Raw genomic sequence first — 14,441 nt, forward strand, 5'->3', positions numbered from 1 at the left:
GTTTACGCAAAACCTGTAGGAGCCCGGCTTGCCGGCGATGGCGTCCGTGAGATCGCCTTCGCCAGCAAGCCGGCTCCTACAGATCGTGGATGTGTTCGGGATTGAGGGGTTACGCAAAACCTGTAGGAGCCCGGCTTGCCGGCGATGGCGCCCGTGAGATTGCCATCGCTGGCAAGCCGGACTCCTACAGGTTTTGCGGTTATTCCTCAGCCGGCAAACGCGCGGCGACCGGCGCGCATTTCGGTGTGAAATTCGCCAATCAGGTTTGAAATAGCACGAGCGCTGCTCAGTTGCGCGGGTGACACGCCGGTGATCAGCAGATCAATCCTGCCGGTGGAGCGCTCGAAAACCTTGATCCGTAGCGACCCGTCAGGATTCACCGTGCAGGCGCAGGAAAGCGGTTGAAAACCGGACTCCACAATGCGGCAAAGTTCTGGAACTGAAACCATAAAGGGTGTCTCGGGTGGCGGTTGATCGGATTGACCCTTTGAGAATAGATGGGCCTACCAAGCCTGCTCGGGCGAATACTTGGGACAAATGTTATTTGTGTCTCAATTCGGAAAACTTTAGGTGCCGGTTAAGAGCAAAGCATTCAAGGTGTCAGCATGACAAATTTCAAAAGCTTCATTTTTACCTTCAGGTTCAACAAGCAGGCCATTACCTCACTTACGCTTGAAACGCAGGTCGAAAAAGCTGCCGAGTTTTTGCGTCAGGTGGGTGCAATCAGTCCGCTTCTGGCCAACTGGTATTTGCAAGGGAAAAGCCTGAAAGACTCGCTTTCAACTAACGTCAGTAACAACACTCAAGCGCTGATCGACAAAGTTAAGCGCGCTCATGATCCTGACCTTCCCGACCTGACCGAATTTTCGGTCTGGAATGCCATCCAGGATCCGCTTGAGGGCGGAGTCGCCTTTCATTACAGCGCGCACAACCTCGATTCAGTGTCAGCCATGTCCTTCGAGGACGCTGGTGCTTTGTTGATGAAGCTTGCGCACCCGGAAGAGACATTCACAAAAATTATCAATCTGGCCGTGAATATCTGGCCAGAAATTGACTGGGTCACCGTGGTACCGGCCAACTATTTCAGAAAAGGTCGTGTTTTCAAGGACCGACAGACAATTGGATGGATTGGCTTTTGCCCGCAACCGTTGAAACAGGAAGACTTCCCTCAGGCACACAAACTGGTTCCCGTGCCCGACAGGGGGACCATTATCGTCAGCTGTCCTGAAGTCATGAATGAGCAAAACCTCGACCACTTCGGACAGGTTGGGGATATTGATACCAAACTGGTAGAGCTTGGTTATTTGCCGTTGTTTATGAACTGAATCGTGCACATGTGAACGACAGCGATCATCTGCAGGAGCCGGCTTGCCGGCGAAGGGCCCGTGAGTCTTGCGTTTTGATCACTGCGCATCCGCTCCCCAGATCCAGTTCCAGACCCCCGGCAATTTCACCGGTTGCGCACTGTCGCGAACGGTGCGCGCCATGGCCGCCCGTTGCAGTTCAGCCTGATCATCGTAAAACGGCTTCTGCGCCGTTTTCACGCCGGTCGCCTGCGCACTGTCGAGAAGGATTTGCAGGTATTCGCGGGCATGTCGGGCGGTGTAGCGATTGAGGTCGTGGAAGGTCACCACCACCGGGATCACCCCATCCACCGTCGGCAACTCACCCATTGCGATGCGCTCACGCACCTCTGACATCTGCCGCAACATGCTGGACCGGCGTCGGGGGCTGGCGTTGAAACCCCAGATCTTGCCGTCGTTGGCGCTCAGGTCGGTCAGCAACACGTGCATGCCGTGCTTTTGATAAGCGGCGAAAACCCGTTTGTCGTAGTTCCAGAACGGCGGCCGTACCAGGGTCGGCGGCGCACCGGTGATGGCGGCGATGTCGGCACTGCCTTTGGTCAATGACTGTTCCAGTTCTTCCGGGCTCAGAGAACGGTGATTGGTGTGCCAGTGGGTGGCCGTGTGGAAACCGAGAATCTGCCCGTCCGCATGTTCGCGGCGCATGACCTCTCGGCCGATGTCGCTGTCGCCCGCCCGTGGCGCACCGGTCTGCACGAAGAACACCGCTTTGAGGTTCGGCTGCACCGGGTTGGTGGCGAGACTGTCGAGGATTGTCATCGTCGGGTTCCAGAAACTCGACGCGCTGGGACCGTCGTCGAACGTCAGCAGAAACCGGATCGGTGCTTGCGCGTGCAGACGCTGTTCGGTTTGCGGCGTCATTTCGATGGGAGCAGCGATGCAACCCGCCAGCCCGACGGCAATGGCGAGTGCGCTGAGAATCTTGAACAGCTGTTTCATGTTGTGCCTTGAGCCGGACCGTTAAGCCCGCACAGTTGTGCGGGCGCGGTTTGGATCAGGGTACACAGTGTTTGGTTCCGGTGCTGCCCGGCATTGTCAGTTACTGGGTAAACGCCTGCTCGAACGAGTTGTCGATAATCGGCGCGGTCGCCAGCGCCGTCGGCAGTGCTTTGACCTTGAACAGAAAATCCGCCGTGCTTTGCAGGTCCTTCGCGGCCTGTGCATCCACCGGGCCGACGGTCATATGGGCCTGACGCAACCAGTGACGTGAGACGTTCTGGTCAAGATTGGCCTTCTTCGCCCACAGATCGGCATATTCGTCGGTGTGATTGTCGACCCAGGCCCGTGCCTTTTTCAGGCGAACCAGGAAGTCGGCGATGGCTTCGCGCTTGCTGTCGATTGACGGCGTCGAAGCGGCGATGGCGCTGAGGCCTGGCATGAGGTTCTTGGCGGTAAGAATCGGTCGCGCGCCGGAGAACAGAATCTGTTGGGAAATGTAGGGTTCCCAGACCGGGAAGGCATCAATGCTGCCCTGAGGCAGCGCGGCGGCGGCATCGATCGGCATCAGCTTGATGAAGTCGACGTAGTCCTCCGGCAGGTCAGCTTGTTGCAAGGCACGCAGGGTCAATTGCTGGCTCCAGGCGCCGGGCCAGTAGGCAACTTTCTTGCCCTTGAGATCGGCGATGGTCTTGACCGGCGAGTCCTTGGGCACCAGCAAGGCGATGGTGTCCGGGTTCTGCCGCGAGACGCCGATCAGCTTGACCGGCGCCTGCTTTGCAGCGAGGAACAGGAAGCCTGAATCGCCCAGAAAACCCACGTCCAGCGCCCCGGTGTTCAACGCTTCGGCCAGCGGTGCAGCGGCCTGAAAATGCTTCCAGTCAACGGTGTAAGGCGCCCCATCCAGCACCCCCGAAGCCTCCACCGAAGCGCGCACGTTGTAGTAATTCTGATCACCGACATGCAGGACAACGGGCTCAGCGGCGTAGGCCATTGGCGCAGCAAACAACGCACTGGTCAGCAAACTGCGAACGAATCTGGACAGGTTCATCGAGGGCTCCTTGAGAGTGAATGGCATAGACCATAACGCTCTTACAGGACGCTTTTTAAATTCGATTTACGCATAAGCTCATGACTGTCAGTCAACACTGTTCACCCGGCAACAGTGAGCCGACAGACTGTTTTCCCTGCAACACCCTTCTGCTTCATTCCTCGCCTCAACGCCTTGAAAACGCCTGATATCCAAGACATGGCACAGAGCCTGCAATATTCCTTTTACGCAGGAAGCATTTATAAAAAATGAATTTTTCGACATAAGAAACCCAACGCCTTGTCCGGAGCCGATCCCATGAAGTCCACCTTCCGCTTTCCCAAAGTCAGGTATCTGCTCAGCGCCTGCGCCCTGGCCTTGAGCCTGCAACCCGTCGCGCAGGCCGCTGAAACACCGCCGGCCGAAGTGCATCTGGATTACGCCTACTACTCGCCAGTGAGTTTGGTGCTTAAACACTTTGGATTTCTGGAAAAAGCCCTGCCGCAGACCAAAGTCAGTTGGGTGCTGAGTCAGGGCAGCAACCGCTCGCTGGAGTACCTCAACAGCGGCGGCGTTGATTTCGCCTCCTCCGCCAGCCTCGCCGCCGTGCTCAGTCGCGCCAATGGCAGCCCGATCAAATCGGTTTACGTCTACAGCCGCGCCGAATGGACCGCATTGGTGGTGCGCAAGGATTCGCCCTACCAGACCGTCGCCGACCTGAAAGGCAAGAAGATCGCCGCCACCAAAGGCACCGACCCGTACCTGTTCACCCTGCGCAGCCTGCAACAGGCCGGTCTGAGCAAGGACGATGTGGAACTGGTGCACTTGCAGCACCCGGATGGCCGCACGGCCCTGGAAAAAGGCGACGTCGACGCCTGGGCCGGCCTCGATCCGCACATGGCCGCCAGCCAGGTCCAGGCCGGTTCGCGCCTGTTGTATCGCAACACCAACTTCAACAGTTATGGCGTAGTCAGCGTTACTGACACTTATGCGAAAGAGCACCCGCAGACCATCGAAACCGTACTGAAGGCGTACGAAAAGGCCCGCGACTGGGCGGTAAAAAACCCTGACGAACTGGCGAAACTGCTCGCTACCGAATCCGGTCTGCCGCTGGAAGTGGCCAAGCTGCAACTGTCCCGCACTGACCTGAGCAGCCCGCAACTGACCGCCAGGGATGTGATCGCCTCCAAGGCCGCCGCGCCGATTCTGGTGTCCGAAGAACTGGTGCGTCGTGGGGTGAATGTCGATCAGGTCATCGATCAGTTGATCGACACCGGCTTCAAGGAAACCGTGGCCCGTCAGTAAATAACCGCCAACGGGGCACAAGGAATCCGCGCCAGTCGCGGATTCGTCGTGACCGGAGAATCTCATGACCAGCAAAAGCAAAGACCTGCCCCTCGAACTGCCGACGCCACGTCGTGCCGCTCTTTCCTTGAACAATGCCTGGCGTTTGCGCCTCAAGGGTCTGGCGTTGCCGGTGCTGATCCTCCTGGTGCTGGAATTTGTCGTACGCATCGGCTGGTTGCCGTCCTACCAAATGCCGGCGCCCAGCGAAATCGCCCTGACCTTGAGAGACCTCGCCGAAGGCGCGCTGTGGAAACACATCAGCGCCAGCCTGTTGCGCGTGTTGCTCGGTTTCGCCATCGGCACCGGTCTGGCACTGGTGTTTGCCGCCTGGGTCGGTTTGAGCCGCGAAGCCGAAGCCTGGCTTGAGCCGACCTTCGCCGGCCTGCGTTCGATTCCGAGCCTGGCCTGGGTGCCCTTGTTGCTGCTGTGGCTGGGCATCGACGAAACCTCGAAAATCGTCCTGATTGCCATCGGCGCGTTCTTCCCGGTGTACCTCAACGGCGTCGCGGCGATCCGCGACATCGACCGCAAACTGGTGGAAGTCGGGCAGATGTATGGCTTCGGTCGCACACGGCTGGTCCGGCGGATTCTGCTACCCGCCGCCCTGCCCGGCCTGTTTACCGGGTTGCGCAGCGGCATGAGCCTGGCGTGGATGTTTCTGGTGGCCGCCGAGTTGATCGCCGCGACCAAAGGGTTGGGTTATCTGCTCAGTGACGGGCGCGAGACGTCCCGTCCGGACATCGTGCTCGCGGCAATCATTGTGCTGGCGCTGCTGGGCAAACTCAGCGATGGAATCCTCGCTGGTCTGGAGAAACGCTTCCTGGCGTGGCGCGACACGTTCAACGGCCAAAGCACAGAGGATTGAGCCATGACCGATTACCTGCTGGACATTCGCGTCGAGCGCAAAACTTTCGCCACAACCACCGTGCTCAGGGATATCCACCTGCAATTGCAGCCCCGGGAAACCGTCAGCCTGCTGGGCCCCAGCGGGTGCGGAAAAAGCACGTTATTGCGGATCGTTGCCGGTCTGGAAAAGGACTTTCAGGGTGAACTGAATCGCAGCGTCGGTGAGGTTGCGTTCGTGTTTCAGGAGCCTCGATTGATGCCCTGGCTGACGGTCGAGCAAAACATCGGCTTCAGCGCCGACAACCGATATGACAAGGCCTGGGTCGCACAACTGATCGATGAAGTCGGCCTCAGCGGGTTCGCTCAAGCGCTACCCAAGGCGCTTTCCGGCGGCATGGCGCAGCGGGTCGCCATTGCTCGCGGCCTCTACTCACGGCCCGATGTGCTGTTGCTCGACGAACCGTTCAGCGCGGTGGACGCCTTCACCCGGATGAAACTGCAAGATCTGTTGCTGCAACTGGCCGAGCGTCACGCCATCGCCCTGCTGCTGGTGACCCACGATGTCGATGAAGCGCTGTACCTCAGCGACCGCGTCCTGGTCATGGACAATCGCCCCAGCAGCATTCGCCAGGAACTGGCGGTGCAACTGCCCCATCCGCGTGATCGGCGCGATCCGCAGCTGGCGCAATTGAAGGCCCTGTCGTTGACCGAACTGCAACGGGCGCACGTCATTTGAATCGCCCAGCGTTCCCCGATCCGTAGGAGCCAGGCTTGCTGGCGAAGGCGTCCGTAAGATCGCCATCGCCAGCAAGCCGGCTCCTACAGGGTTCGTGTGAATCCCCGATCCCGAACACCCTGACGATCCGTAGGAGCCAGGCTTGCCGGCGAAGGCGTCCGTAAGATCGCCATCGCCAGAAAGCCGGCTCCTACAGGGTTCGCGTGAATCCCCAATCCCGAACATCCTGACGATCCGTAGGAGCCAGGCTTGCCGGCGAAGGCGTCTGTAAGATCTCCATCGCCGGCAAGCCGGCTCCTACAGGGTTCGTGTGAATCCCCGATCCCGAACATCCTGACGATCCGTAGGAGCCAGGCTTGCCGGCGAAGGCGTCCGTAAGATCGCCATCGCCAGCAAGCCGGCTCCTACAGGGTTCGCGTGAATCCCCAATCCCGAACATCCCCGCGATCCGTAGGAGCCAGCTTGCTGGCGATGGCGCCCGTAAAATCGCCATCGCCAGCAAGCCGGCTCCTACAGGGTTCGTGTGAATCCCCGATCCCGAACATCCTGACGATCCGTAGGAGCCAGGCTTGCCGGCGAAGGCGTCCGTAAGATCGCCATCGCCGGCAAGCCGGGCTCCTACAGGTGAAGCGTCTAAGCTGAAGGTTCCAGTCGGAGGTTTCTTTCGATGTGCGGAAGACTCTCGCAATATCGGGGCATTCATGACTTCGTGGCGGTGTTGAGTATTCCCGACGCGCTGATCAACCATGTCGGCGATGAACCGCTAGCCAGATACAACGCCGCACCGACGAATCAACTCGCGTTGTTTCATCGGCAAAGCAATGGGCTCCAGGCCGACAAGGTGCGCTGGGGATGGCGGCCGCATTGGGCGAAGGATCGTGCGGCGCCGATCAATGCACGGGTGGAGAAAGTCGCCCATGGTCCGTTCTTCCGCGCAATCTGGCCGCACCGCGCGATTGTGCCGATCGACAACTGGTTCGAATGGGTCGATACGCCGGACTCAACGAGACAGCCATGGCTCATCCGGCGGCAGGACCGCGATCCGATTTTCTGTGCCGCGATTGGCCGGTTTCCCACAGATGGCGAGGAACCGAGAGACGACAACGGTTTCGTGATCATTACCGCGGACAGCGCCGGTGGCATGCTCGACATTCACGACCGGCGGCCGGTGGTGTTGTCGCCGGAACTGGCACGGGAATGGCTCGATCCCGCCACGCCCCCGGAACGCGCCGAACAGATGGCCTTGTATCAAGGCGAAGGCAGCGAAGTTTTCGAGTGGTACAAGGTTGGCAAGGCTGTAGGCAACGTGAGGAATCAAGACGCGTCGCTGATTGACGAGAGTGCATGAACTTATCAATACCAACAGCCTGACGGCAGCCAATAACTGTTAGTTATGCAGACCAATAACTTAAACGTTACACAGACTGTTTCACCCAAGTAACACTTACTGATAGAGGACGCTTTGCTGCATCAACCGCTTGTCCGACAATTTGATCGTCATACATACATTTAGAATAACTACGGATAGCATGCGCGCCGCATTTCCATTGGCATCGCCCAGTTGACCAAAGAGTCAACAACTAAGGAAATCCCAACTACAACAAGCCTTGCAGAGAATTAAATGCGCGACGATTTTGCAATCAATCAAGTCGTTGGTCTGGAGTGCGTTTATCTTTCGACGACAGAGCACTATCGGCTGGACTGTTTCATCGAGCAATACATAAAGACCCGTAACCTGCTATCGGTTCCGGGGATTGACGGCACCTTGCGTTCAACGCTCATACACTATCCCGGCAAGCCGCCGGTCATGGTCAACGAAGTGAACGCATGGATCGACAAGACCCTGGGCTATCGGGCCTCACATCCCGACGAATTGCAGCTCGACGACGCTTGAAACGATACGCAGGCCTACGTTTGGCAAAAGAACTGAACGAACCCGTCGTCGCCGCACTCTGAACGGTAGAGGCTCACTGAGCCTCCTCCTTTTTCAGCAGTCCTATTTCTGCATCACACTTTCACCGCAGATCTCTCTGAATTTTTATTCGACGACTAAGCCACTGACCTGGCTGGCTCCACGAGAGATAGATGAGTGAACTCATTCCCTATGCCGTGCATTACTTATTCGACGGTGTGCGACAGCACTTTTTCAAGATGGCTGTGCATTTTTCCGATGTCGAAGCGATTCATTCGGCGTCTGCGCATGCTTACCCTGAATCCGGCCGCAAGATCGCCGAACACGCCACCCTCGAAGCGGCACGGATCAAAGCACAGCAATTGGGCATTACCCAGATTCGCTGGAACGTGTCGATCTGATTGACTGGCAAAAAAAAGCCCCGCGCATTGGCGGGGCTTTGTTGTATGCGCAGATCGGTCAGAGCGCCTGCTAAAACTTTCGATCAGGTTCTGACAGTTCCTTCCCGTCGTCGGGATGCTTCCAGTCAGGCGTCGAACGTTTCTGCCGCTCGATCTCTTCTTCCGTCGGTTCATCCATGTCTTCATCTTCCGGATCCGGACGCTTTTGTTCAGTTGCCATGCTCACCTCTCTCCCTAAGGGATCAGTCATCAACTTTAAGCGTAGAACAGTTTCGCGCTCCCGGCTCAGAGCCACCAGCGCAGCAAAAAGAAAAAGCCCATGCTCAACAACATGCTGAGCAAGGTGTTGCGGGTGTACAGCACCAGCCCCACCGCCACCAGCGAACTGATCAGGTACGGGTTGTCCCATTGCAGGTTCAGCTGTTTATCCGGCATGAACACAATCGGGCCGCAGATGGCGGTCAACATGCCCGGCACCGCAAAGCCGAGGAATTGCCGGGCGTTGCTGCTCAGGCGCAGCGGCAGCCGCGGCTCGAGAAATACATAACGGTTAAGGAACACCAGAATCCCCATACCGACAATCACCGCCCAGACCATCATGTGCGTCCACCGTAGAATTTGTTGCAGATGAAGCCCGCCGTCATGCCCGCTAACCCCGACAACACCAGCGCCGAGCCCCATTGCCAGTAACTGAACAACACCGAGCAAAACAGCGAAACCGCCACGCAGACCACGGTCGGTACGTTGCGCACCACCGGGGTGATCAGGGCAATGAAGGTCGCGGCGATGGAGAAATCCAGGCCCAGATGTTCCAGGCCGGGAATGCTACTGCCCAGCACAATGCCGGCCAGCGTGAAGAGGTTCCAGGCGATGTAAAACGTCAGGCCGACGCCCAGGGCATACCAGCGGTTGAATTGCTGTTTGTCATGCTGGCTGGTCAGGGCGAACAGCTCGTCGGTGAGCAAAAAGCCCAGCCCCGCACGCCAGCGACCCGGCAGTGGGGAAATTACCGAGCGCATGCTCATGCCGTAGAGCAAATGCTGCGACGTCAGCAATAACGTGGTCAGCAGAATTGAAAAGATTCCGGCACCGCCCTTGAGCATGCCGATGGCCACCAATTGCGCCGCCCCGGCAAACACGATGCTCGACAACCCCTGGCCTTGCAGCGGCGTGAGGTTGGCTTCGATGGCCATGGAGCCGGCCAGCAATCCCCACGGCGCGGTCGCCAGGGACAACGGCATGATCGCCGCGGCGCCGCGAAGAAAGGCGCTGCGCGGCATGAGTGAGTGAGTCATAACGCTCTACAAACAGGAAAAGACGCCTGACTGTGCCAGCAGCCGCGCCCGATGGCTTGAACAATCTTGCGCACTTGTACCGATTTTGGTGATTGACAAAATTCCCGCCGACTCTTAAAACTGAGCGCCTCATTCAGGGTGTAAGCAAACATGTCCGCAACCTTCAACCTCAACATTGACGCCATTGGCTTGATTGCCAAGGCGCAAGGTTGCGTTGCGCACGCCCTCAAATCGAAGAAACAGTCGCTCATGTGACCGGGGCGCGCTGTCCCGTCAGATGAGCTGACAGGACATTGAGCGCGACGGGCACCCTCCCCTGCTTACTTCCTTCTACGCTTCTGACGGTGACGAAATCGGTCAACTTTCAGGAGTAAGTGCATGTCATCGTTTCAAGGTATCTGGGTTCCGCTCGTTACGCCGTTTCAACACGGTGCGATCGATTTCGTCGGGTTGCGCCGGCTCGTCAGCCATTTGCTGGACAAAGGCGTCGATGGCCTGGTGGTCTGCGGCACTACCGCTGAAGCGGCGGCACTGAGCAAACATGAACAACTGGCGGTGCTGGATGCCGTGCTTGAGTTAGTGCCTGCGGATCAGGTGGTCATGGGGCTCGCCGGCAACAACCTGACCGAACTGCTGCAATTGCAGAGCGAAATCCTCAAGCGGCCACTGGCCGGGTTGCTGGTGCCGCCGCCGTACTACATTCGCCCGTCCCAGGCGGGCCTTGAAGCGTTTTTCAAAACGGTTGCCGATGCGTCCACTGTGCCGATCATTCTGTACGACATCCCGTATCGCACCGGCATCGCCTTCGAACAGGCGACGTTGCTCAACATTGTCGCCCACGAGCGAATCGTCGCGATCAAGGATTGCGGCGGCAATCAGGCCAACACTCTGGCGCTGCTGACCAGCGGCAAGGTCGACGTGTTGTGCGGCGAAGACAACCAGATATTCAGCGCCCTGTGCCTCGGCGCCAAAGGGGCGATTGCCGCCTCGGCGCATGTGCATCCGGAGTTGTTCGTGACGCTGTATCAACAGATCCGCGACCAGCGGTTGGCGGAAGGACGGGCGACTTTTTTCCGGTTGTTGCCGCTGATTCAAAGCCTGTTCATTGAACCCAATCCTGCCCCGGTGAAAACCGCACTGGCCCTTGAAGGCTTGATCGGCGACGAACTGCGCGCGCCGATGCAACGCAGCAGTGAGGCCATGGTGCTGCGTCTGAAGGCCGTGCTCGCCGGGCTGGGCAGCAAACAATAGATAGAGCGCCGACGCCCCGCCCGAGTACCATGGAGTGATTCGCATCACGCGTCAGGGAGTCGCCATGCTTTACCGGATCGCCGCCGATGGGCTGGTGCTGTTTCATCTGTTGTTCATTCTGTTCGTGCTGTTCGGCGGGCTGCTGGTGCTCAAATGGCGCCACCTGGCCTGGTGGCACCTGCCGGCTGCAACGTGGGGGATTGCGGTCGAAGTGTTCCACCTGACCTGCCCGCTGACACAGTGGGAAAACCTCATGCGCAGCGCGGCCGGGCAGACCGGCTATGGCGGTGGTTTCATCGAGCATTATGTGTGGCCGGTGATTTACCCGGTCGGGTTGACCCCGAGTATCCAGCTGGGACTCGGCGGCGTGGTGCTGGTGATCAACGTGTTGGTCTACGTTCGGGTGTTCAGGCAGCGAAAGTCACGCCGGACGTCCACCCTTTCAAATACCACACGATCCCTGTAGGAGCCGGCTTGCTGGCGATGGCGGCCTCAAATTCAATGTAGTGTTCGAGGGCCTCATCGCCAGCAAGCCGGCTCCTACAGGGGTTGGGATTGGCCGATAAATTTCAAACAGCCCGCGATTTTGTAGGAGCCGGCTTGCCGGCGATGGCGGCCTCAAATTCAACGCAGCGTTCGAGGGCCTCTTCGCGGGCAAGCCTCGCTCCTACAGGGGTTGGGGTTGGGGTTGGGGTTGGCCTATACATTTCAGGTGGCCGCGATTTTGTTTTCGTTGCTCCAGACATTCATTTCCAGGCCGTTCGTTCGAGGATTCAGAACATGTTGTCGATTGAAGACCTGGCGTTGCTGGAGGCCATTCGGGAAACCGGTAGCCTGTCGCGCGCGGCGGTGCACCTGGGCAAGGCGCCATCGACCGTGTCGTATGCGGCGCGGCAACTGGAAGAGCGTTTCGACGCCTTGCTCTTCGATCGTCGCCGTTACCGCTTGCAGCTCACCCCGGCCGGGGAATTGCTGGTGAACGAGGCGGCGCGGCTGATGCAGGACGTCTCGCGCCTGACCCAACGGGTGCAGCAAGTGGCCAATGGTTGGGAGAGCCGCCTGTGGATCGTCACCGACGAACTGCTGGAGTTCGAAACCCTGATCCCGGTGATTCACGAGTTCGATGCGCTGGAATCCGGCGTACCGTTGCGCATCACCCAGGAAGTGCTCAAAGGTGTCTGGGAAGCCCTGCGCGAAGGCCGGGCGGACCTGATCATCGGCGCCACCAACGAACCGCCGGCCATCCCTTCCTTGCGCTGGATGCAGTTGGGGGAAATGGAATGGGTGTTTGCGGTCTCACCGAAGCACCCGCTGGCCAAGGCCAAGGAACCGATCTCTCGGGCAACGGTGACGCAACACCGGGCGATTGTCGTGGCCGACTCCTCCAGAGTCACCGAAGGCAGCACTTATGGCGTCTCCGGCGGACAACCCGTGCTCGCCGTGCCGACCATGCGCGCCAAAATCCTCGCCCAGTGCGACGGCCTGGGCGTGGGGTGGCTGCCCAAACATCGGGTCGGCTCGCTACTGAAAAACGGCACGCTGGTCGAAAAACAGATGGCCGACCCGCGCGAGCCGAACATTCTGTATGCCGGCTGGCGTGGCGACCATGACGGTCGCGCCCTGGGTTGGTGGCTGGAAAAACTCAAGCAATCGTACCTGGCGACCCAACTGGTTCAGGGCAGCGGTGGGTTTGTTTGAGTTCAGTTGGCAATGACGCTCATGTTCCTGCCGCTGGCCTTGGCCACGTAAAGCGCCTTGTCCGCAGCGCCGACGAGGTCGTTCGGCTGGGCCTGTGATGCCGGATCGTAAGCGGCGACGCCGATACTGACCGTCACCATGCCCTCTGCGCCTTCACGGTGGGGAATACCGGCCTGCAACACCGCACGACGGATTTTTTCCGCCACCAGAAACGCCCCCACATAGTCAGTCCCCGGCAGCACCGCCGCAAACTCTTCACCGCCGTAGCGCGCAGCCAGATCCCCGGGCCGCTTGATGTTGTCGGTGATGATCGCGCTGATGTTGCGCAAACATTCGTCGCCGGCCACATGACCGTAGTGGTCGTTGAACAGTTTGAAGTGATCGACATCGATCATCAGCAGCGCGAGGCCGTTCAGGCTGCGCCGGGCGCGGCCCATTTCCGAGTGGATGAACAGGTCGAACTGACGCCGGTTGGACAGCCCCGTCAGCGCGTCTTCCAGGGCCAGCAATTCCAGGCCACGATTGACCTCGAGCAGTTTGTCCTGAGCGTCCAGCAGTTGGTTCTGAATGCGGTTCTGCTGCTTCATCAGATTGATCAGGCGAAAACCCAGTACACCGACAAAACCCAGCAAAAGCGTAACGATGCCAGCACTGAGCATGGATTCCTCACGCCAGCCGGCCAGGACTTCCTCCTTGTCGAGCGCGGCGAAAACAACCAGCGGATACCCCTCGACCCGGCGAAACCCCACCACCCGCACAACGCCATCCACCATGGATTTGAATGTTGCCGTCCCTGAACTCCCCGAGGGCAACAACTGCTTGAACAGCGGGCTGTTGGCGAGGCTGGTGCCGATATCCGCTTCGTTGAACGGCCGGCGAACGATGATGGTGGCATCGTCGGCGATCAGGTTGATTACGCCGTTGCGGCCCATGTCGATGCTGTCGTACAGGAACAGGAAATGATTGAGATAAATCGTCGCCAGCGCCACACCGGCAAAACTCCCATCGGCATGATTGATCCGGCGCGACACCGTCATGATCCATTCGCCGCTGGAGCGGCTTTTGATCGACGGGCCGATATGAGGCCCACGGTCGGGATGATTGCGATGGAAGATGAAATATTCACGGTCGGCATTGTTGGCATCGGTCAGGGCGGCGCCGTTGGAATTGGCAATCCAGCGCCCCGTTTCGTCATAGACGAACAGGCCATGCAACTGACTCAACTCACTGCGCTGGGCGCTGAGCAAGCGCTCCAGATGTGGCAGCCCGGCCGGGTCGAAGCCGTCGCTTTCGAGGCGTTCCACCAACGTAAACAGCAGCGTATCGGCCTGCTTGATCGTCGCCTGCGCTTGCGAGGCCAGGGTCTGCGCAAGGTTGGACATCGCCACTTCCTTGTCATGCAGATGGTACTGGCGCGAACTCCACGCTTCCCAGATCACGATGACAATCATGGACAGGCACACTGCAACAAGCAGTACCACCGCGGAGCGTACCTTGATCCTGGCACCGGCCTGTTCGGTGACCAAAGGCACGCTGTGGCGCAATTGTTCAATTCGATCTTTGACAGACGGGTTACCCATGACGCTCCCTGAATCCTTATGAATGGCGACTGATCCCGTTCGCCT

At 58.9% G+C, this 14,441-nt stretch carries 17 protein-coding genes; 10 read left to right on the forward strand and 7 right to left on the reverse strand.

What is annotated here, in order from left to right; all coding sequences use genetic code 11:
- Positions 1 to 206: 206 nt before the first annotated feature.
- Positions 207 to 449: a DUF1652 domain-containing protein gene (locus J4E42_RS22965; RefSeq protein ID WP_008043245.1), complete on the reverse strand. Its 243-nt coding sequence runs from the start codon at positions 447 to 449 to the stop codon at positions 207 to 209.
- Positions 450 to 605: 156 nt separating this feature from the next.
- Here J4E42_RS22965 and J4E42_RS22970 point away from each other — a divergent pair, with 156 nt between their 5' ends.
- The gene (locus J4E42_RS22970) at positions 606 to 1,325 is read left to right on the forward strand and encodes an Imm52 family immunity protein (protein WP_008043243.1); all 720 of its coding nucleotides are present in this window, start codon (positions 606 to 608) and stop codon (positions 1,323 to 1,325) included.
- Between the two features lie 78 nt (positions 1,326 to 1,403).
- On the opposite strand, the gene J4E42_RS22975 is transcribed toward J4E42_RS22970, so the two are convergent.
- Together J4E42_RS22975 and J4E42_RS22980 are read right to left on the reverse strand one after the other, a co-directional pair.
- Positions 1,404 to 2,303, reverse strand: a complete 900-nt coding sequence (locus J4E42_RS22975; protein ID WP_207286247.1) for a polysaccharide deacetylase family protein — start codon at positions 2,301 to 2,303, stop codon at positions 1,404 to 1,406.
- 100 nt (positions 2,304 to 2,403) lie between these two features.
- Positions 2,404 to 3,294: an ABC transporter substrate-binding protein gene (locus tag J4E42_RS22980; protein WP_404943260.1), complete on the reverse strand. Its 891-nt coding sequence runs from the start codon at positions 3,292 to 3,294 to the stop codon at positions 2,404 to 2,406.
- 354 nt (positions 3,295 to 3,648) lie between these two features.
- Between J4E42_RS22980 and J4E42_RS22985 the strand changes: the two genes are divergently transcribed.
- The 6 genes from J4E42_RS22985 (at position 3,649) to J4E42_RS23010 (ending at position 8,572) form a co-directional block, all read left to right on the forward strand.
- On the forward strand, positions 3,649 to 4,635 hold the full coding sequence (locus J4E42_RS22985) for an aliphatic sulfonate ABC transporter substrate-binding protein (protein ID WP_008043239.1): 987 nt from the start codon (positions 3,649 to 3,651) through the stop codon (positions 4,633 to 4,635).
- A 64-nt stretch (positions 4,636 to 4,699) separates the two neighbouring features.
- Entirely contained in the window at positions 4,700 to 5,542 is an 843-nt protein-coding gene (locus J4E42_RS22990; RefSeq protein ID WP_207286248.1) for an ABC transporter permease, read from the forward strand.
- Positions 5,543 to 5,545: 3 nt separating this feature from the next.
- On the forward strand, positions 5,546 to 6,259 hold the full coding sequence (locus J4E42_RS22995; RefSeq protein ID WP_207286249.1) for an ABC transporter ATP-binding protein: 714 nt from the start codon (positions 5,546 to 5,548) through the stop codon (positions 6,257 to 6,259).
- 667 nt (positions 6,260 to 6,926) lie between these two features.
- Entirely contained in the window at positions 6,927 to 7,607 is a 681-nt protein-coding gene (locus tag J4E42_RS23000) for an SOS response-associated peptidase (RefSeq protein ID WP_207286250.1), read from the forward strand.
- 273 nt (positions 7,608 to 7,880) lie between these two features.
- Positions 7,881 to 8,153 carry a hypothetical protein gene (locus J4E42_RS23005; protein ID WP_008043235.1) on the forward strand — a complete coding sequence of 91 codons (273 nt, stop codon included), beginning with the start codon at positions 7,881 to 7,883 and terminating at the stop codon, positions 8,151 to 8,153.
- A gap of 191 nt (positions 8,154 to 8,344) precedes the next feature.
- Positions 8,345 to 8,572 (forward strand): DUF6555 family protein, encoded by a 228-nt coding sequence (locus J4E42_RS23010; protein WP_008043230.1) that lies wholly within the window; start codon positions 8,345 to 8,347, stop codon positions 8,570 to 8,572.
- Between the two features lie 70 nt (positions 8,573 to 8,642).
- Here the strand turns inward: J4E42_RS23010 and J4E42_RS23015 are convergent, their stop codons facing one another.
- The 3 genes from J4E42_RS23015 to J4E42_RS23025 form a co-directional block, all read right to left on the reverse strand.
- Positions 8,643 to 8,792 carry a hypothetical protein gene (locus tag J4E42_RS23015; protein ID WP_008043229.1) on the reverse strand — a complete coding sequence of 50 codons (150 nt, stop codon included), beginning with the start codon at positions 8,790 to 8,792 and terminating at the stop codon, positions 8,643 to 8,645.
- Between the two features lie 65 nt (positions 8,793 to 8,857).
- Positions 8,858 to 9,169 carry an AzlD domain-containing protein gene (locus J4E42_RS23020; protein WP_167362959.1) on the reverse strand — a complete coding sequence of 104 codons (312 nt, stop codon included), beginning with the start codon at positions 9,167 to 9,169 and terminating at the stop codon, positions 8,858 to 8,860.
- Positions 9,169 to 9,867 (reverse strand): AzlC family ABC transporter permease, encoded by a 699-nt coding sequence (locus J4E42_RS23025; RefSeq protein WP_032828797.1) that lies wholly within the window; start codon positions 9,865 to 9,867, stop codon positions 9,169 to 9,171. Before J4E42_RS23025 ends, J4E42_RS23020 begins: the two co-directional genes overlap by 1 nt.
- A gap of 378 nt (positions 9,868 to 10,245) precedes the next feature.
- Between J4E42_RS23025 and dapA the strand changes: the two genes are divergently transcribed.
- From dapA to J4E42_RS23040, 3 genes are all read left to right on the forward strand, one after another.
- On the forward strand, positions 10,246 to 11,118 hold the full coding sequence (gene dapA / locus J4E42_RS23030; RefSeq protein ID WP_207286251.1) for a 4-hydroxy-tetrahydrodipicolinate synthase: 873 nt from the start codon (positions 10,246 to 10,248) through the stop codon (positions 11,116 to 11,118).
- 64 nt (positions 11,119 to 11,182) lie between these two features.
- Entirely contained in the window at positions 11,183 to 11,584 is a 402-nt protein-coding gene (locus J4E42_RS23035) for a DUF2784 domain-containing protein (protein ID WP_207286252.1), read from the forward strand.
- Positions 11,585 to 11,898: 314 nt separating this feature from the next.
- Positions 11,899 to 12,816 (forward strand): LysR family transcriptional regulator, encoded by a 918-nt coding sequence (locus J4E42_RS23040; RefSeq protein ID WP_008043223.1) that lies wholly within the window; start codon positions 11,899 to 11,901, stop codon positions 12,814 to 12,816.
- A 2-nt stretch (positions 12,817 to 12,818) separates the two neighbouring features.
- Here the strand turns inward: J4E42_RS23040 and J4E42_RS23045 are convergent, their stop codons facing one another.
- Positions 12,819 to 14,396 carry a sensor domain-containing diguanylate cyclase gene (locus J4E42_RS23045; protein WP_207286253.1) on the reverse strand — a complete coding sequence of 526 codons (1,578 nt, stop codon included), beginning with the start codon at positions 14,394 to 14,396 and terminating at the stop codon, positions 12,819 to 12,821.
- Positions 14,397 to 14,441 lie beyond the last annotated feature (45 nt).

Source organism: Pseudomonas sp. FW300-N2A2 (assembly GCF_017351735.1).
Classification (GTDB): domain Bacteria; phylum Pseudomonadota; class Gammaproteobacteria; order Pseudomonadales; family Pseudomonadaceae; genus Aquipseudomonas; species Aquipseudomonas migulae.